Origin of the sequence: Phormidesmis priestleyi ULC007 (genome assembly GCF_001895925.1) — a bacterium.
Classification (GTDB): domain Bacteria; phylum Cyanobacteriota; class Cyanobacteriia; order Leptolyngbyales; family Leptolyngbyaceae; genus Phormidesmis_A; species Phormidesmis_A priestleyi_A.
Window position 1 is genome coordinate 1 of sequence record NZ_MPPI01000062.1, and the last position, 18,050, is coordinate 18,050.

General features: G+C 49.4%; 16 protein-coding genes. 5 read left to right on the top strand and 11 right to left on the bottom strand.

The window, feature by feature from the left end; all coding sequences use genetic code 11:
• Window positions 1–96: 96 nt before the first annotated feature.
• A complete protein-coding gene (locus tag BRW63_RS25420; RefSeq protein WP_073075135.1) occupies window positions 97–2,139 on the bottom strand; it encodes a LamG domain-containing protein in 2,043 nt (680 codons plus the stop codon).
• A 405-nt stretch (window positions 2,140–2,544) separates the two neighbouring features.
• On the opposite strand from BRW63_RS25420, the gene BRW63_RS25425 reads away from it, so the two are divergent.
• The gene (locus BRW63_RS25425; RefSeq protein WP_083583255.1) at window positions 2,545–3,543 is read left to right on the top strand and encodes a hypothetical protein; all 999 of its coding nucleotides are present in this window, start codon (window positions 2,545–2,547) and stop codon (window positions 3,541–3,543) included.
• Between the two features lie 40 nt (window positions 3,544–3,583).
• Here the strand turns inward: BRW63_RS25425 and BRW63_RS25430 are convergent, their stop codons facing one another.
• Together BRW63_RS25430 and BRW63_RS25435 are read right to left on the bottom strand one after the other, a co-directional pair.
• Window positions 3,584–4,036, bottom strand: coding sequence for an SRPBCC domain-containing protein (locus BRW63_RS25430; protein WP_073075136.1), 453 nt, complete (start codon window positions 4,034–4,036; stop codon window positions 3,584–3,586).
• A 14-nt stretch (window positions 4,037–4,050) separates the two neighbouring features.
• Window positions 4,051–4,794 carry a response regulator transcription factor gene (locus BRW63_RS25435; protein ID WP_073075149.1) on the bottom strand — a complete coding sequence of 248 codons (744 nt, stop codon included), beginning with the start codon at window positions 4,792–4,794 and terminating at the stop codon, window positions 4,051–4,053.
• 289 nt (window positions 4,795–5,083) lie between these two features.
• On the opposite strand from BRW63_RS25435, the gene BRW63_RS25440 reads away from it, so the two are divergent.
• Genes BRW63_RS25440 through BRW63_RS25450 form a run of 3 tightly spaced genes read left to right on the top strand, consistent with a single transcriptional unit; the run spans window position 5,084 to window position 8,958 of the window.
• Entirely contained in the window at window positions 5,084–6,253 is a 1,170-nt protein-coding gene (locus BRW63_RS25440; RefSeq protein ID WP_223257519.1) for a glycosyltransferase, read from the top strand.
• A 21-nt stretch (window positions 6,254–6,274) separates the two neighbouring features.
• Window positions 6,275–8,458, top strand: a complete 2,184-nt coding sequence (locus BRW63_RS25445) for a cation:proton antiporter (protein WP_073075138.1) — start codon at window positions 6,275–6,277, stop codon at window positions 8,456–8,458.
• Window positions 8,455–8,958: a hypothetical protein gene (locus tag BRW63_RS25450; protein ID WP_073075139.1), complete on the top strand. Its 504-nt coding sequence runs from the start codon at window positions 8,455–8,457 to the stop codon at window positions 8,956–8,958. Before BRW63_RS25445 ends, BRW63_RS25450 begins: the two co-directional genes overlap by 4 nt.
• 15 nt (window positions 8,959–8,973) lie before the next feature.
• On the opposite strand, the gene BRW63_RS25455 is transcribed toward BRW63_RS25450, so the two are convergent.
• The 7 genes from BRW63_RS25455 to BRW63_RS25485 all read right to left on the bottom strand — a co-directional run bounded on the left by BRW63_RS25455 (window position 8,974) and on the right by BRW63_RS25485 (window position 17,200).
• Window positions 8,974–9,426 carry a nitrate reductase associated protein gene (locus BRW63_RS25455; RefSeq protein WP_073075140.1) on the bottom strand — a complete coding sequence of 151 codons (453 nt, stop codon included), beginning with the start codon at window positions 9,424–9,426 and terminating at the stop codon, window positions 8,974–8,976.
• An 8-nt stretch (window positions 9,427–9,434) separates the two neighbouring features.
• Complete coding sequence (locus BRW63_RS25460) at window positions 9,435–9,917, bottom strand: phosphate-starvation-inducible PsiE family protein (protein WP_106254183.1); 483 nt, start codon at window positions 9,915–9,917, stop codon at window positions 9,435–9,437.
• 141 nt (window positions 9,918–10,058) lie between these two features.
• The gene (locus BRW63_RS25465; RefSeq protein ID WP_073075141.1) at window positions 10,059–11,750 is read right to left on the bottom strand and encodes a GldG family protein; all 1,692 of its coding nucleotides are present in this window, start codon (window positions 11,748–11,750) and stop codon (window positions 10,059–10,061) included.
• Between the two features lie 8 nt (window positions 11,751–11,758).
• Entirely contained in the window at window positions 11,759–12,559 is an 801-nt protein-coding gene (locus BRW63_RS25470; protein ID WP_073075142.1) for an ABC transporter permease, read from the bottom strand.
• Window positions 12,540–13,562 (bottom strand): ABC transporter ATP-binding protein, encoded by a 1,023-nt coding sequence (locus BRW63_RS25475; RefSeq protein ID WP_073075143.1) that lies wholly within the window; start codon window positions 13,560–13,562, stop codon window positions 12,540–12,542. Before BRW63_RS25475 ends, BRW63_RS25470 begins: the two co-directional genes overlap by 20 nt.
• A gap of 84 nt (window positions 13,563–13,646) precedes the next feature.
• Window positions 13,647–14,789, bottom strand: coding sequence for a tRNA dihydrouridine synthase (locus BRW63_RS25480; protein ID WP_223257520.1), 1,143 nt, complete (start codon window positions 14,787–14,789; stop codon window positions 13,647–13,649).
• A 116-nt stretch (window positions 14,790–14,905) separates the two neighbouring features.
• On the bottom strand, window positions 14,906–17,200 hold the full coding sequence (locus tag BRW63_RS25485; protein WP_073075144.1) for an ATP-dependent helicase: 2,295 nt from the start codon (window positions 17,198–17,200) through the stop codon (window positions 14,906–14,908).
• Between the two features lie 93 nt (window positions 17,201–17,293).
• On the opposite strand from BRW63_RS25485, the gene BRW63_RS25490 reads away from it, so the two are divergent.
• Window positions 17,294–17,506 carry a ribonuclease toxin HepT-like protein gene (locus tag BRW63_RS25490; RefSeq protein ID WP_073075145.1) on the top strand — a complete coding sequence of 71 codons (213 nt, stop codon included), beginning with the start codon at window positions 17,294–17,296 and terminating at the stop codon, window positions 17,504–17,506.
• 144 nt (window positions 17,507–17,650) lie between these two features.
• Here the strand turns inward: BRW63_RS25490 and BRW63_RS27920 are convergent, their stop codons facing one another.
• On the bottom strand, window positions 17,651–17,839 hold the full coding sequence (locus tag BRW63_RS27920) for a hypothetical protein (protein WP_143162121.1): 189 nt from the start codon (window positions 17,837–17,839) through the stop codon (window positions 17,651–17,653).
• Window positions 17,840–18,050 lie beyond the last annotated feature (211 nt).

The window sequence follows — 18,050 nt, forward strand, 5'->3', positions numbered from 1 at the left end:
TCTGAGTTTGAGAGCGTTAGTCTTAACCTCAACCCGTTGGGATCAATTCTGGAACAAGCTGAATCAATATGGCTTTTCCATTGCGCTCTAAGGGTATCAAATAAAGGTCGCACCCACAACAAGAGACTGGAACAGTGGATCTTCTGAATTTCCAGAAGGCAGTTTCCCGACACGCTCTTGCAGTGACCGAACTTGTTGCTGAAGTTGTGCAATCTGGGGTTCCAAAATTTGGATGCGACGACGGTCTTCGGCAACGGGGTCGATCGCGGGCAAGTCTAGAGCGTCGGGTGGTTGGGAGATGCGTCCGGTGCGCGCAACGCCGAAGTCAACGATCGCCGTTTCCTGACGATCGCTTCCCGTCGCTTTGGTGCCCACTGCCAGCATGACGCGGGCGCTCTTCTTGAGTGGTTTTTCAGCGTTGTCGTAGCCCACAGGTGCGGTTTCTTGTTGGAAGTAGAGCAGCGCTGACATTCCGGCGGTAATGGTGCGATCGCGCAACGCAAAACTCGATCGCAGCGTCTCGATCGGTTCCAGAATCCCTGCTACTAGTTGCACCCACTTGGTTGCGATCGTGTCGGTGCCATTCACCACTAATTTCGCGTGGTTGGCAAAAGACGTAGAGTCATGCAGAGTCTCTCCTTTCCCTTCATCGCAGCGCCAGTAGCCGACCAATCCCGGCTCATTTCCTCGCAGCGACAGGGGCATTTGTGCCTGAATGATTGGGCTAGTCAGGGCAACCTTCCAAAAGCGAATTTCATCCACCTGCCCTTTGAATGGCTGCAAGCTTTTTTCGGGTTGACCGAGTGCCGTAGTGTTGCGAATTTTGCCGAAGTAAGGGTTTTGCAGCGTCGGTCTACCCACTGCGATCCGCTCATCTTTGGCAACCAGTTTGCCGTTTAAGTAAAGCTGCGTGACGGGAACACTGCTCGTGTTGTTATAGTTCCACACGGCAGCGACATGATGCCACTGATTGAGGGCAACGCCTTGCAGACTCGCAACAGCCGCCTGAAAATCTGCATCCCTAGCATCTTCCAGCCAAAAGCGCAGCGCACCCTTTTTAATATCAATAAAGAAGTACTTGACCTCATCTAGCGGATTCGCTCCTGTGGTGGCAGTGGTGGTTGCATCTAGCAAAATTTGGTCGTCTAGCGAGGTTAACTTTAGCCGAAACTCGATCGTGCCTGTATCGCTGGTGATCAAGCTAGGAAATTCTAGATAATCGGTTTGCCCATTCAAGGCGATCGCCGATTCTGCCCCAACTTCACGGGTGATTACCCCTCCCTCTGCCAAAGCTTCCAGGTCGCGGGTGTTGAACAATCCATCTCCAGACTGCTCAATGTTATACGCATCCATTAAGGTCGTTTGACTGTTGTAGGCAAAAATCTGCCAGCGCTTTTGTTCTGGAATCTGCGTCGGCAACAACAGGACTGTAAAGCATCCCTCGCTGAGATGGCGAATGAAATCTAATTCTTGGGTCGGTTCATAGAAGGGCTTACCTTCCATGTCTTTCGCGCTGAGGCTATCTTTGCTGCTTTGAGGACGCGATTTGCTGCGGCTACGCTGATAGCGGACTTCTAGCTTGGGTTGCAGATCAGTTCCAGACAGGACAAAGCGATCGAGCAACAGGGTCGAATTGACCAAAGGCACCTTTTTCCCATTCGCATCGGTGGTTTCGGTGCCGTCTGCATTCTGCTTGAACACCATCTGCGGGTGATCAGCCGCGATCGCTTGCCGAAATACATAAAGATACTGATCGTCGGACATTACCTGAAACGGGGCGTTTGCCGTCAGTCGGGCAGTGGAAGACTGAAAACTGTTCAATTCCTGCGGCTGTACCCGCGTACCAGGGATCACAACGTCCCCATTCTTCTTCACCACTGGCAGTGTAGTTAGATCAAAGCCACCGTAGCCGACTTGCGTGATTTCATTAGCAAACAACAGTTCTTTTGGTTCTTTGAGCCAATTCTCAGCATCGATCGGTTTCGCATCAGGAGTATTGATGTCTAGGACGGTATAGTAAATTTTGCGTTGTTGATCCATTGCAAAGGCAATCACGGTGCCATTGTGACGCACAGTCACGGGATGCTGGTAAGTCTGATCTGCATAAATCGTTGAGAAGCTAGTCTGGACGGTAGTCATTAGAAAGCACCCCAAGATAGATTGTTGTACAGAGCTACAGTAAACTCTTGGTCATTTCCTGAAGCACAGTCATGACGTTCACGAATTATTTAGGATTGCGATGAGTGGCGATCGCCTGCATTAAGTAGAAAGTTGTGGGGTCTGAGTAGCAGTCGATGCTGTTAGCAAATGTACTACACGGACTGTTTGTTCGGGCTGAATTAAGCGATCGGCTGTGGACTGATGTAGGCTCAATGCTCTTGATTTAGACAGGACGTTTGACTTTCAATCTTTTCTTACAGCAGTTCTCGCTTGTGATCTTTGGATTGAGGAAGCTGTGAAGTCTCCGAGATATCACCGTTACAAAACTTTTTCTACACCTGTATTGTTTGTGTTGATACGTGTATTTTTATAACGCAAAAGCAAATGCAGCCAGAAATGATCGGAAGTGTGCTATCAGGAAATCGCGATCTATCCACACCAGCAAGCCAGAATTTTTCGGAGGCATGGGCTAAGAAATATCTGCAAAATCTAGCCAACCAGGACGATGTTGAATCCACAATTAGCCAGAGCGGAACGGCAGCAGCAACGGCAAATTCACTTAGGCAAGTCCTTCGCACAGCCAGCGCTCAAGCCTGGACACAAACCGAAGCGCTGCTCGCCCAAGAACTCATCCGACATCAAATTGATCATCAGCTAATTGACCCCTGGGCTGTGGCAAAAGATGCTCACGAGGTCTACGAAATTGCGCTCTCTGCTTATGCCCAACAATTAGAACCGTTCCGGCTCTCTAGGCTGATTGCGCCAAACCTCGGTGAAATCCGGCGGAAGCATACGGCGATCGACCCTAGAGTGATTGGGTTCATCAGTATGCAGTTTCACTACAGCGGACAGATATTGCTCAATCTGGCTCCGATCTCTGCTCGACCGCTGCTGAGTCAATATTTTAAGGTGATTGACGATCATCTATATATGCCGCTTCAGCGGGCCTATGATGCTGCTGCTCAACTGACTTACTCTGCCCCATCTCTGCAAACCGTACAGCGTCTTATTCCCCTTTGCACCACGATCTCTGAGCGAGTGGTCGATCGGGTTGCACAAATCAACCCCAATTACCAATCTCACTCAGGACGGTTGAGAGAGGTTAACGTTCGCGTTTCTAGCCTGCGCGACACCGAAATGTTTCAGGTGTATTTGTGGGTGTGCATCTTGGAAAACAGCGTTAGTGCTGTCCAGCAAGAGCTTTTTCCGCTGTGCGTTATGCTATACCCTCGTTTGAAAGTGCGGTGGGAAATCGTGCGGCAAATGCTTCACTTGCTTAACGGTGAAATGAGTACACATCTCAGCCCGGCTCAATCTGCCTATTTCAAACCTTATTACGAAGCACTTTGGGCGATGTTTTCGCCGCAGGTGTTTCCTGATTAATGAGATTTTGTTTTGTGCATATTCCTAATCAATCTCTTTTCTAATCGCGAAAACGCTGACTCGATCGCTCTGCATAGTGTTTTAACTCCCACGCCATGCGCTGGATGCCTTGCTGTTCGTCGCGACGAATAAAGGGCAAAAACATCTTGCTTAATGGACCTGAAAAGCGTTCTTGATGAATGTATTTGGTGCGATTTCTGCCAATGTCTTGCAGCTCAAAAACGTGTTCGTTGCGAAACCCTGGAATCGTTGAAACCCATTGAAGACAGCTATCTTGCTGAACGAGAGTGACGATCGGCTGAAATTCGATTGGTTCTTCACCTGACACGCGGCGTAGAGAAAGAATCGTCTCCTGACCTTGAGTGAAGGGACGATCGCAATCACAGTCATATAAAAACGTGTTCCAATACTTCCAGCGATCTTTTTGAAACAGAATCCGCCAGACCTGAGGTTTTGGCACATCAATCTCGATTTCGGTATAAAGACTTGGCATTCAACCCATCCTGCTTACCCTGCCACAGAAGACTCGACCCCTACTTCAACATCACCTGTGCTAGGCAACTCTAGACAATAGCCCGCTCCATAAACCGTTTTAATAAAGCGAGGATGACGCGGCTCTGGTTCTAATTTGGTTCTCAAATGCCGAACGTGGACTCGAATCGTTTCAATATCATCATCGGGATCGTAGCCCCACACCTCTTTGAGAATCTCGCTCGGAGAAACCGTCTGACCATGACGCTGAAGCAAGCAGTGCAAAAGCTCAAACTCTAAGTGAGTCAGTTTAACTGTTTTGCCAAACCAAATTGCTTCAAACCGCTCTGGCACGAGCACCAGCGGACCATAGCTAAGAATCTCGCTGTGCTTTGCCGCTTGAGGAATGCGATCGGTGCGACGCAGCAGTGCCCGAATTCGCGCCAGCAGTTCTTCAACTTCAAAGGGCTTGGTGAGATAGTCGTCTGCCCCTGCGTTAAAGCCTTCAACTTTGTTTTGCGTCTGCCCTAGTGCCGTCAACATTAACACCGGAATCTCTGAGGTGCGATCGTCGCGGCGAAGTCTTTGACAAACGGTAAAGCCATCCACCTGCGGCAGCATCAGGTCAAGCATGATCAGATCAGGCTGAATTTGCAGCGCTAGCGCCTGACCCCGAATGCCATCACCTGCTTGCGTGACATCATAGCCAGCCATTTCGAGGTTGACAGCCACTAGTTCTGAGATTGTGGGGTCATCGTCGATGACGAGTATCCGGGGCATCATTAAATCTTCTATTAAACTACTTGAGCGGCGCGATCGTCAGGAATCAGCCAAAGGTTTGTGAAGTTTCCTGTTCAGATTATACGCAATGATTAGAATTCCTCTCTCACACAAACTTTGATTTTGATCCTATAAGAAAGTTTTTGTCTTTAGAACGCTGCGATCGTCAGCGGGTTTGTCTGATAGTCGCTATACACAAAGGCTTAAAGCGAGGGTAGTAGATTCGCGCGCGAGCCGCTATACTTAAGCGCTTGACTAGGGCAACATCAAAGAAATTTTGGGGTCAGCCGTGTTTTTTTTACTACTTTTTGCACTCATCGGTTCGCTAATTGCCCTGCGGACTTTTATCGATCACCTGCATCGGCACTTGGCAGAAGCCGAGCAGATATCTCCAGTTTTATCCGATCAAGAGCGGCTAGATTTGCCATCGGTTGCGGTGGTGATCCCGGCTTATAACGAGGCTGAAAATATTCAAGATTGTGTGAACGCAGTTCTCAAAAGTTCTGACAGTGAACGGCTAGAGGTTTGGGTCGTCGATGATCAGTCGTCGGATGAGACACTGACGATCGTGCAAGCAATCCCAGATCCCCGACTGAAGGTGTTAGCCGGAAAGCCTCGCCCAGCAGGTGAAGGTTGGGTGGGCAAAAATTGGGCGTGTGCTCAAGTGACTCCGCTAGTCACTGGGGAGTTTTTGCTGTTTATTGATGCCGATGTGCAGATCAAACGCGGCGCGATCGAAACCGCCGTTGCCGTTGCCCAGAGAGAGCAAGCCGACCTGCTGACTTTTTGGATGACGATCGTCTGCGGCGGTTGGGGTGAATGGCTGGCTCAACCGATTATTGCGAGTTTGTTTGCGGCGGGCTATAGTTTTGCCGAGGTTTGTGACCCCAACAGTGAAGCGGCGTTTGCGGTGGGGCCGTTTATGCTGTTTCGCCGCAGCGCTTATGAGCAAATTGGTGGGCATCGATCGGTTGCCCGTGAAGTAGTCGAAGATGTGCAGTTAGGGCGACGCATTAAACAACACGGGCTGAAGCTGTGGTATGGGTTGGGGTCTGACATGGCAGACGTGAGAATGTATCGCTCGATCGGGGCGCTCTGGGAAGGCTGGACGAAAAACTGGTATATCGGCACTCATCGCAATCTGCGGCTGATCCTTTATATTGCCTTTGTGACCGTCTTAGTTTTTACCGTTCCCTGGCTCGGGTTGACGATCGCGCTGATTAACCTCTTTGGCTCTTTCAACGGATGGGATTCCAGCCTGATCATGCTTGCATTGATCGCGATCGTCCTGCAATATGATTTGCGTCGCCTCAACCAAAAATTTTCTAACATTCCGCCTCGCTATTGGTGGTTAAGCGGCATCGGTGGCGTATTGGTCAGTGCGATCGCGATCGCCTCAATCATTAAAACCGAAACAGGCTGGGGCTGGACGTGGCGAGGACGCAACTTATCAAGTTAAAGAAGTCTCAGGTCTATCATCATGCACTTCGATCCCGTGGTTCAGGTTCTCATTCAGGTTTTGATGATCATCGGTCTGTCTCGGCTGATGGGGTTGGCGTTTCGGCGCATCAAACAGCCCTTGGTGATTGGCGAAATCGTCGCGGGAATTATGCTGGGGCCTTCGTTTTTTGGGGCGATCGCACCCGATGCGGCGGCTGCCCTGTTTACGCCAGAAACCATTCCTTATCTGGGGGTGCTGTCGCAAATCGGACTGATTTTTTTCATGTTTCTGATTGGGTTAGAGCTAGACCCTAAATATCTCAAAAATGGGTTAGACACCGCAGTGCTGATCTCACACGTCAGCATTTTGGTGCCATTTTCGCTGGGGACGCTGCTGGCATTGCTGCTCTATCCGCAAGTGTCGAACGATAGCGTGGCATTTACGGCATTTGCGCTATTTTTGGGAGCGGCGATGTCGATTACGGCGTTCCCGGTGCTGGCACGAATTCTGACTGAAAACAATTTGCAAAATAGTCGCTTAGGGACGCTGGCGCTCACCTGTGCAGCCGTCGATGATGTAACAGCCTGGTGTTTGCTGGCGCTCGCGATCGCCGTCACCCGCACCAACTCTATGGCAGGCGCTCTGCCCACAATGATCCAGTCGGTGATCTACATCGGCTTGATGGCAACTTTGGGACGCAAACTGCTGGGATATTTAACGTCCTATTACGATCGTACTCAAAAACTCAATCAAACCGTCGTCGCGCTGATTTATATGGGAGTCGTGATCTCAGCGCTGATTACCGAATTGATTGGCATTCACTTGATTTTTGGAGCCTTTTTGTTTGGCGCAGTCATGCCCAAACACCAAGGACTGACGCGGGAGCTGGCAGAAAAAACAGAAGATTTTGTACTGACGTTCCTGCTGCCGATTTTCTTTGCCTACAGTGGGCTGCAAACTCAGATCGGCTTGCTCAACAGTCCGATTTTGTGGGCGCTGTGTTTGCTGGTGGTTGCGGTGGCGATCGTGGGCAAATATGCAGGCACTTACGTCGCGGCGAGAGTTTCTGGAATTGACAAACGAGAATCGTCAGCGTTGGCTTGGTTAATGAACACTCGCGGACTGACAGAACTGATCGTCCTCAATATTGGATTGAGTTTGGGAGTGATTTCGCCATTGCTATTTACAATGCTGGTGATTATGGCGCTAGTCACTACATTTATGACCTCACCATTGCTGGAGTTAACCTATCCTAAACATCAAATTCGTAAAAATATTGCCGAACCTGCTGTAGACGATCGCCAGCCAGCCTATCAAATTTTAGTGCCGATCGCGAATCCGAGTAGTCAGAGAGGATTAATTCAGCTAGCAATGGCGATCGCGGTGGGCAATGTGCCGCTGCAACCTGATCATCGGCCCGCAATTGTGTCTCCGCTCAGCCTGATTCAGCTAGACGAAGATTATGTCTATGAAAGTACGCCTGCGGAAGCCGATCGATTAATTGCCCAGCGACAAGCGCAGCTTGATGAGCTAGTGAAAAGCATTGAGCCGCCCGAATATCGAAGTTTAGTGCGTCCGATTATTCAAGTTTCTAATGATGTGGCGCGAGCAACCGCGAATATTGCCAGCCGCGATCGGGTTGATTTAGTAGTGGTAGGCTGGCACCGTCCGGCATTTAGCACCAATCGTTTGGGCGGGCGCGTGGGACAGATTCTCAGCACGGCTCCGGTAGATGTGGCGGTGTATGTCGATCGCCAAACAACTAAGCTCGAACGGCTTTTACTCCCTTACGTTTCAAACGTTCACACCGATTTGGGGTTAGAACTGGCGCTGAGATTGCTGATTAACTGCGAAAATAGTCACTTAACTATTTTGCGGCTGGCATCGGGCGATCAGCCGCATAGCGAGTTGAGCTATGAGTTTTATAATTTGATCGAACGGCTGCCGCAGCAAGTGGTCGAGCGGATCTCGATGCCGATCATTGAGGCAGCCAGCCCAATTTTGGCGGTGGTCGATGCTTCTAGAATGGCAGACTTAACGATCGCAGGAGCCAGCCGAGAATGGGGACTCGATCGCCAAACTTTGGGGCGATATGCTGATGAGTTAGCCGTGCGGTGCCGTTCTTCGCTGCTGATCACGCGCCGATATAACGAGGTTGCCTCCCATTTAACCTCGGTGTTAGAAAGCCCTGGAATCGAGTCAGTGAGAGGACACGAACTATGAAATTCAATGCCAAATCTCTAGCGTTTTATGCAGGCTCGATCGGGTTTGTAGTCGCTCTATTTAGCTTCGCCACTGCCTACGGTGAGGCAAATCTCAAAGCACCGACCAAAATAGAGGGTCGCTACCGGATTGAGGCTCAAACCCTGCCCGGATGTCTCAAGGCAGATGCCCTAGCTCTCACGATTCAGCAATCGGGAATTTATCTCAGTGGCTCGTTGTTGAATGCAGACGAAACTGGCAAAACGCTGACCGCTTCTAAGAAAAGACCGTCGCTCACGGGAATGCTCGACTCGCATCAGGAAGCGCTAGATCGCCAACCCCTCACGTTATCGGGCGTTCCTTCTCATTTGGATGCGTGTCAAAAAAACGCTCAAGGTCGTGAGGTGACAATTCGGGGCAGTGTGACAGAAGAAACAATCAGAGGCAACATTCGCTTAGAATCTGCACCGGGGGTAAACTTTGTCGGCAAGCGAGAAGCCCCGCCATCGGAGGTTCGCTAGAGATACTTTGAGGTTTTAAACCAACTGAAATTCCTTTAAAGCGGGTAAAAAATTGTGGTTTTCATGTCCAGAACGACTCAGTTTGATTAGGGCAAATCGTCGCAGTGGGGTCAGCCCCGACCACTGCGCGGGTGAAAGAACCACACCTACGGCTTGTGATTTCTCTTGCACACTTTCAGGAATGGTCGTGACATTCTCCCAGTCGGGGTGAGGGTCGATCGCTAAATCGGTCGCCGTGTTGCCCGTGCGTTGCAAAACCATTTGATGCAGAAGATCTCGATAATCAGCAATTTCGGGTTCTGTAGTGCAAGGCGTGTCTACTAAAATTTGGCGATCGTCCTGATTAAATTTATTCCATTGCGGAAGCTTTAATTTAACCCCGCAGGTGTCTAGCTTGAGCCGTACTTGCATTGGCACACAGCGCAAAGATTCAACAAAATCCGCTTCAAATTGAAAAAATTCTTCCATGATGAACTCTATGAGTGATCCTGTTTTAGGTTAACGCGACGAATAATCCAATAGCCCACCGACAGCGAGAGAATCGCGACCCCTAACCCAATAATTTCGATTCCAGAGGTTTTGCTTAAATCTAAGATAATAATTTTTCGCGCCACTGCAATTAATGATGTGACGATCACCAGCTCAACTTGAATGACATGCTTTTTAAGATAGGCTGTGATGTTTTCTAAAATCTCTAGCGCAATCAGAATATTGAGAAACAGCCCAAATATCTTAAACAGGACTTCACTAAATCGTGTGTGATTGGGCGAAGATAATTCATTCCATAACTCTTGCGCCAAAAAAACGCCGAGATCAAAGACGGCCGCGATCGTCACCAACACCATCATGACCGAAAGCACTTTTGAAACTACACCCTCAATGTTTTCTAATCCATGCAGAAAATTTTGATCTTTGGTGCAGGCGATCGTGCGCCCAACCAGTTGTTTCAGTCGCCTCATAAAATCTATTCGAGATGAATTAATGCTGTGAGGATACTGGTTAGAGGGGACAGCTATCAACCGATCGGCAAGATTTGTGACATCTCAGTCTTACAAACTCGCGATCGACAAAACGCCTTTCACCAAACAACTCGATAGAGTCTATCGCCGTCGCCACCAAACCACGCCTGCACTGGTCAACCCCAATAGCGGAACTGCCACGAGCGCAATAAATCCAAGAACGCTTGCTTGCTCGTTTGTGAGAGCGATGCGCCGATTCTTTAAATCTTTAGGGCGAATCGATAGCGGCTGTTGTTCTTGCTGACTCAGCCAGCTCACCGAGTTGACAAAGACATCTCCATTCAAATATTGACCGAAGAGTCCGTCGGTGGCGAAGCTAGAGTTGCCGAAGACGATGAGACGAGATTCTCTAGCGCCTTGGACAAAAGGGGCAGCCGATGGAGTCGGGGACGGACTCGGAGATACCGCGATCGAAGGACTGGGAGAAGGACTACCCGACGCTTGAGGAGATGGGCTAACCGATGGACTCGGTTGAGCGGAGGGCGTGACTTGACGACTGAACGCTGCGCCTAGCGCGATCGGGCCGGGGCGATCGCCGCCATCTAATTTAAGCGGCTGCTCTTTGAGGTTGCTTTCTGCCCAACTGTTGGGATCAGTCAATAACAGAGGCGTTGATTGCACTCCCGGAACCGGAGTGATTTCTAAAGGACGCGCTAGTGGGTAAATTGAGTTGCTGTTGCGAAAGTCTCTGGTAATGGGGTGTTCGCCATATTGCGCGATCACAACCGCCGTTGGGCCCTTGCCGCGAACCTGACGATCGGAGGCGTTAATCACGACGCGATCGTCTAATTTAACGCCCCACAAATTGAGCAGATTATCCAATCCCGATTTAATGGTGGGGTCAACGGCGACGAGCAGATTTCCGCCTTGATTGAGATAGTCTTGCAGTGCTTTTGTTTCTGCCTCTAACAGGGGGCGAACTGGGCCTACCACCATCACCGCCACCGCATCCGCCGGGACTTTTTCCGTGAGTCCTAAATTGAGCGGTTCACCGACAAAATTCTTATCTTTGAGCGCTTGCGCCGCTTGTGAAATGGCACCTTGTCCCGCATCGAGCGATCGTTCTCCATGCCCTTGCAGAAAATAAACCTTTGAACGACGATCGCTCGTAAGCTGCAAAATTCCACTTGTGATCCGATTCTCAGACAAGCGGGTTTGAGGACTAATGCTCTGCACAAACTGTCTACGCTTGCTGGATTGCAATTCTAAATAGACATCCCGATTTTCGCCGCTATTTTTAATGCCAAATGAGTTGGCTAACCCTGGGTTGGCTTCAGGATCGACAAACTCAAACGAAAACTTGGGATTTTGTCGCTGATAGTTTTCTAACAAATCGCGATCTTGAGAATTTTGTTGACTGTCAAAAATCCACACTTTCACCGCTGGGGAAGATTGCACCACTTGCTGAGACTCAGGCGAGAGGGTGAATAGTTGCCCTTCGGTTAAATCGATTCTCGTTGGGTGACGGCTGACCATAAAGTTGATCAGTCCCAAAATCACGAAAACCGCGATCGTGCTGACTAGAACATTCGTGCTGACTTGGGTCGATCGACGGTTCCAAAACTGGGGTTGTTGTGAGTTGCCTCCGCGTCCTAAAAACACCACCCAAAGCCCTATAATCACAATGCCGCTAATGATCAGCCCCAACGGAATTGAAGTCCAGCCACCTGAAACCATCCCGGCTGAGATGCCCATAACCGTCAGAATGGGGCCTGACCAAAACAGGTATCTCCAGTATTTAAGGAGTATGGAACGAGGCTGCAAGGTCTTCATAAAAATCACTAAGAACGTTGGAATCGCAATGCGTCGATCGATTGGGCAGTGAGAAAGATTCCTAGAAAAATATAGCTGGCAAATAACACTAAACTACTCGTATCAACCACGCCTTGAACTAAGTTAGTGTAATGCTTCAGCAACGATAAATTAAATAGCGCGTCACCCACGACACCCCCAAAGTTCTTGGCTAATTCACTAACAATCCACAAACACAGGACTAACGCGAATGTGAGAATCGCTGCCAAAATTGTGCTGTCAGTTAAAGAAGAGACAAACATTCCGAGTGAGAGTACTGAGGCAGCCAGTAAAATTAATCCTAGATGACCTAGAAGAATTACACTCAGTTGAACGGGAGGATTTACACCGTTGAGCGCGATCGCTTCATACAACAGCAACGGCAACGACATCGTGATAAAGAAGGTTAATACACCTAATAACTTTCCGATCGCGACTGCCCAATTAGTGATCGGAGACGTTGCCAATAATTCTAAAGTGCCACGTTTGCGTTCGTCGGCGTAAAGCCCCATTGACAAAATTGGCAACACAAACAGTGACAGCGAACCCATCACACCTAAATAAGTGCGAAGCAACTCGTAAGGGACATCGATCGGAGGAATCGGAACCCCCGATTGCGCCTGAAGATCGACATAGTTTCCTTGATCAATCACGCCATCAAAAGCGGCTTTGAATAAAATGCCAGCCAAGATCCAGTAGATGGTCGCGATCGCATACGCCAACGGGGAAGCAAAATAGCTTTGCAACTCTCGCCGATAAATGGCTAGAAAGTTATAGGTCAGCATTTTCATTTGGGGTGCCTCCTTCGATCGCTGCATCAGACGGTTCAACCTCATCTACATTCTCAACAGGCGTTTCTTCGGTCGTAAGCTGCAAAAACACGGTTTCTAAACTTGCCTGCACTCGCCGCATCTCATAGAGCTTTAAGTGATGACTGACTAAAGCGGTTGCAAGTTCTGAGCCTAGCTCAGTCTCAGACTCAGAAACGACTTTGATTTTGAGGCGATTTTGAGGCAGTAAATCGGTGAGCATTGGCTCGATCGTTTTCACGCCCGACACGGCTTGCAAACACTGCTGGATAGCGGCAAACTCTCCCTCGACTTCTAGCTCATAGCCCGAACTGCCCATCAACTGAGTCATCAAACTTTCGGGCGTGTTGGTTGCCACCACCTGACCGTGATTAATAATCGCAACGCGGCTACAGGTCATGCTGACTTCGGGCAAAATGTGCGTCGAGAGAATCACGGTGTGATCACCCGCCAGATTTTTGATTAAATTTCGCACCTCAATGATTTGTCGCGGATCAAGTCCGACGGTTGGTTCATCTAAGATAATGACTGGGGGATCGTGGACGATCGCTTGAGCAATGCCAACTCGTTGCCGAAACCCTTTTGACAGTTTGCGAATAATCGTTTTGCGTTTTTCGAGCAGATTGCAGCGCGTTAAAGCTGACTGAATTCGCTGCGGACGATCTCCCGCATTGACTCCTTTAATCTGAGCTACAAAGTTGAGATATCCCTCAACCGTCATATCCGGGTAGAGCGGCGGCGATTCGGGCAAATAGCCAATGCGCTGCCGCACCGCCATCGAGTCTTCATGCACCTCAAATCCGGCGACTTTTGCTGTCCCACTTGTAGCAGGTAGATAACCCGACAAAATTCGCATCGTCGTCGTTTTTCCGGCTCCGTTGGGCCCTAAAAAGCCAAGAATTTCACCTGGCTCAACCGAAAACGTCACATCTGCGATCGCCGAGGTGGAGCCATAAAGCTTGCTGAGATGTTCGACTTCGATCATAAGGGTGCGCCTGTGGGATATTGCCCTTGCAGTCTGGCAGAATAGCAGACTTTAGCGGCTATTGGACAAAAAGTTAGCGTCAGGTTAATTGACGATCGCTTCACGGGCAGTTTCGCAATTAGGACGCGCCACCAAGCCGGGATAAGGCTCTAAGGCAAACGCTTGGTTTGGGTCGCTTAGTAAGTGGCGATCGCAGACCTCAAAGAGTTCCGTTTCAGTTCGGGCAAGCCGCATCTCGTGCTGAAAAGCGCCTGCGGCATCTACACCTTGAGCGATGTAGTTAAGATACATTTTCAGATAGCTAACCCGCGCCCGCTCTGGGATCGGCTGCGTGGTTGTTGTTTGACGCAATCGCTCAATGTAGTCACGAACTTCAACCAATGTGACGATCGAAACAGGCTGACCGCTCAGAGTTTGGCGAATTTGCTTAAAAATCCAGGGATTGCGGATCGCCGCACGACCAACCATCACACCTGCGGCTCCCGTTTTGGATAGAACGGTGGCTGCTGCATTGGCAGAGGTGACGTTGCCATTGGCTAAAACTGGGCAATTTACCCGCTGCACAGCGTGGGCAATCAGATCGTAATGCACAGCGCTGTGATACTTCTCTTTAACGGTGCGACCATGCAAGCTCAATAAATCGATGTTGTATCGGTTGATCAGGTCAAGAATGCGATCGAAGTTAGCGGTATCGTCAAAGCCAACGCGCATTTTAACGGTCAACCGTCCATCCACTGCGTCTCGCAACTCGCCCAAAATTCGGCTCACCTTTTCAGGGTCGCGCAACAACCCACCGCCCACATTTTTACGATAAATTCTGGGGGCGGGGCATCCCATATTCAGATCGATGCCCGCGATCGGATAATGGCTTAACGATTGGGCAATGCGAACTAGGTCGGGAATGCTCTCGCCAATCAGTTGAGCAAAAATGGGACGATCGGTGGAGTTTTCGGTAATCGATCGCAGAGTTTTTTTGTCTAACCCTGAATTAGTGTAGACACGAAAATATTCAGTAAAGAAATAATCAGGACTGCCATAGCGATCGATCACACTCATGAAGAACAGATCGGTCACATCTTGCATAGGGGCAAGGGCTGTCAAGGCAAGTCCCGTTTGTAGAGGCGGCGGTAAGCGATTCTCCTGCGGAGAAATTTTGCGATCGGAATGTACCATTAAGCGCACGTCAGTTTGTTGAAGTGCCCAGAGATTAAACTGAATTCTGTTCACTAGATGTTCCAGTTAGATCCTATCAGAGATCTATTCGCTACAGGGGTTCTCTTTGTTCAACGATATTCTGACGATCGTGCTCTGCTAACAGAGTCCCCTTAGTTAAATTCCTCCCGCTAGAATTCAACATCATCATCTATCACGGAGCCAGGAAATTGGGCTTTGAGGGCGGGAATCAGAGGGCATGGCTTACGATCGTCCAAGTTCTCCGATTTGTTCCAGCTAAAAGGCGCTCGTTTTGCCGCCGACATCCACAGCAGCCGTTTGGCGCGCGTCATTGCCACATAGAGCAAGCGAAATTCTTCGGCGGTTTTGAGATATTCGGCTCGTTTCCAGGCAGTCTCGATATCGGGAATTAAGTTTTCATGCACGATCGCTCGAATCTGAGCACGGGCAACTTCTGACAACGTGAAATCGCCTAAAAACTTCGCTTGCGGCGGCACATAGAGACTTCCAGGAATCATGTTTTCGTGCAAAAAGGGAATGAAAACTGTGTCCCAGTCCAATCCTTTGGCTTTGTGCATTGTGATCACAGTGAGTTGACTAGGACGGGTGTAGCGATCGTCATCTTCTGCTTCAACGGGTTCAAATTTTTCTGAATTGACGATCTCACTCAATGTCTCTAGCATTGCTCCTAGCGAGTTCTCTGTTGTTTGCTGCATGATTCGCTCTGACAGTTTGTTTGCGGTTGCAAGTTCTGTTTGGTCGTAATTCAATGTGTATGCGAGAAACGAAATTAGCTGATAGAGCGGCAGTTCTAATCGGGCGCGGAGTAGACTGACGCAGTAGTGACTGGCTTCGCGAACTTGTGGCGATTGAGGCGGATCAAGCGGTGCTGGATATAAAAACTGTTCGGGAAAGGTAACAAGGGCGTTGAGGTCTTGGGTAGGAATTAATCGTCGTCCGACTAACACTAAAAGAGCGGCTTTGAGATGGTCGGGAGAATGAGGGCGATCGAGGAACTGCAACAGTGACAAAATCTCGGCGGGAATGTGAGATTGACGATCGCGCTGTCCGACTTCAAACACGTTGAGATCTTCGCCGTGCCAGCGTTTTAATTCTCGTGTCACAAAACGTCCTTGCTCATTGGTGCGAACTAAAACTGCTGCCTGAGCATTGGAATCTTCAGTAAACAATGTGAGCGATCGCTGTCCAATTAATTCAACAGTTTTATAAACATCTTCTGGCGTATAGATTTCTAGACCCAACCCGATCGGCAGGGGGTTTGCATCCGTTTGAGGATCATCGAATGCGACGGGATGAATGGCTTGAGAACGAAACGGCGTAGCAGATTCAGTTAATGCTTCATCGGTTGAAACTTTGCTGTAGTGACGATTAACCCAGGTCAACACAAAGTTGGCTGCGTCAATAATCACGGGACTGCTGCGCCCGGCTTGATTCATTTCTGCGAGTCGATCGTCGTCGCTACATTGTTGGCAAAATTGACGGAAGAATACCGGATCGGCAGGGGTAAACGTCGAGTTAATGGCTTGATTAGGATCGCCGACCCGAACCAGATTTTGATGATTTTCAGCGTGATTGGGATCGGTTGCCAACAGTTCTAATAACTGGGTTTGCAACGGGCTAGAATCTTGAGCTTCGTCTTCAAACACAGCAAAAACTTGCGTTTGCCAACGCGATCGCACACTCGGATTTTCTAACACCCGCAAGGCTCCTAAAACCATCTCGTCATAATCGATCGAGTTCCTCGATTTTAGCTGTAGCTGATATTGTTCATAGAGTCCGGCGGCGATCGTCAAGATCGAGCCGTCTGCCACTTGATAACTCTGATCCCGCAAATCTTGCGGCATTAACCCCGAACTTTTGGCTTCTCGAATCACTGTATCCGCCAAAGCAGGTAAGACTTCGGTTCGCAAAACGGCTTGACGACGCAATCGCTCGGTTTCTTCACCGTCAAACTGTCGCCCTTCTAACAACTGCTGATAGAGCGACGGATTTAACCCAATCCATTGTTCAACACTGTTGCGGATTAGGCGATGACTCTGATTGGGCGTGATTAGCACACTATCAGGATTTAGCCCTGAAAGCTCTGGGTAGCTGCGCGCGATCGACCATGCCAACCCGTGCAGCGTATGCACGACAAAACCCCCTTGAGGCAACATCAGGGTCTTCAAATAATCGCGAATCTTTGATTTAATATTCGCGGCTGCCGATCGGGTAAAGGTGACGACAACTAACTGACGCTTGGTGTGGAGTTGATGACGTGCGATCGCCAAGGCTGCCGCGACTGCCATGCCTGTCGATTTTCCGGCTCCGGGCACGGCTGAGACGGCTAATCGTCCGCCTTGCCAGTCGGCGATTTCTTGCTGTCCGGGGCGCAAGCCATCACGCAGGATTTTAAGCAGTGGCTCTCGTGAGGTGAGGTTTGAGGGCGATCGGTCAACCAGCATAATCAAAAGTCGCAAAGTAAGTCTAATAACATTTTGACAGCAATTTGATTGACGCGACAGATCCGCATGAAGGCGTAGGGACATGGCACTGCCGTGTCCTCCCGCGATCTCGTTGCCAAGCAGGTCGATCGATCGCCTCCAACAGACGCGAACTTGCATCGAGAGTTGCTGGATCAGATGAGTCTCAAGATTGCAAAAACTCGCCCTGCGGTGATTCGAGCAGAGACGCTAGAGCAACTCAATGATTATCGTGGGTTTCGCCATGGGGTCATGCACCGCTATAGCACTGGTGGAGTTGCTGCCTGAATGCCATAACAGCTTGGAAGATGTGCAGGCGTTCTATCAGTTTTTGTTGCAATTAGAAGAGTCGATTTGAGAACACCTCGCTTTCTCAAGCCGAGAGGAAGAAAGACTTTTTGGATTGCCCGTTTTTGACTTGGATAAGATTTCCTAAAACGGCGGTGGATGTTCTTGCAGGTCAAAGAGAACGCGGCGCAAGTTGACCAACCTAGGACGATTGAGTTGCAGCTTTACGATCGTGGCACGACTCACAGGTGTTATCCCAATCATTAAACTGCAATCTTCATTCCAGACAAAGTGAGCAAACCATCGTTGTTTTCGGCATTTCCAATGGGTCATTTTCAGGAACTCCTCTATCCTAAATTTTCTCTATCACAATGAATTAGCCCTACTCTCCTTGGGGTGAGGGCTAATCCGGGTTTATTTAATCCGCGTTCCTAAGCGAGAAACAGTTTAGTGACAAAGCGCATCACCATTGGCTGAAGCGTAAACAAAATCTTGCCATTTTCTGAGCTTTTTTCGAGCAGCGATCGCCGATCGAGCGACGATA

Bases quoted from the DNA above. Each gene is read 5' to 3' on its own strand.
- BRW63_RS25430 (WP_073075136.1), bottom strand. From the start codon at position 4,036: ATGCCAAGTCTTTATACCGAAATCGAGATTGATGTGCCAAAACCTCAG.
- BRW63_RS25455 (WP_073075140.1), bottom strand. From the start codon at position 9,426: ATGGAAGAATTTTTTCAATTTGAAGCGGATTTTGTTGAATCTTTGCGC.
- BRW63_RS25465 (WP_073075141.1), bottom strand. From the start codon at position 11,750: ATGAAGACCTTGCAGCCTCGTTCCATACTCCTTAAATACTGGAGATAC.
- BRW63_RS25485 (WP_073075144.1), bottom strand. From the start codon at position 17,200: ATGCTGGTTGACCGATCGCCCTCAAACCTCACCTCACGAGAGCCACTG.
- BRW63_RS25435 (WP_073075149.1), bottom strand. From the start codon at position 4,794: ATGCCCCGGATACTCGTCATCGACGATGACCCCACAATCTCAGAACTA.
- BRW63_RS25420 (WP_073075135.1), bottom strand. From the start codon at position 2,139: ATGACTACCGTCCAGACTAGCTTCTCAACGATTTATGCAGATCAGACT.
- BRW63_RS25475 (WP_073075143.1), bottom strand. From the start codon at position 13,562: ATGATCGAAGTCGAACATCTCAGCAAGCTTTATGGCTCCACCTCGGCG.
- BRW63_RS25470 (WP_073075142.1), bottom strand. From the start codon at position 12,559: ATGAAAATGCTGACCTATAACTTTCTAGCCATTTATCGGCGAGAGTTG.
- BRW63_RS25450 (WP_073075139.1), top strand. From the start codon at position 8,455: ATGAAATTCAATGCCAAATCTCTAGCGTTTTATGCAGGCTCGATCGGG.
- BRW63_RS25445 (WP_073075138.1), top strand. From the start codon at position 6,275: ATGCACTTCGATCCCGTGGTTCAGGTTCTCATTCAGGTTTTGATGATC.
- BRW63_RS25425 (WP_083583255.1), top strand. From the start codon at position 2,545: ATGCAGCCAGAAATGATCGGAAGTGTGCTATCAGGAAATCGCGATCTA.
- BRW63_RS25460 (WP_106254183.1), bottom strand. From the start codon at position 9,917: ATGAGGCGACTGAAACAACTGGTTGGGCGCACGATCGCCTGCACCAAA.
- BRW63_RS27920 (WP_143162121.1), bottom strand. From the start codon at position 17,839: ATGACCCATTGGAAATGCCGAAAACAACGATGGTTTGCTCACTTTGTC.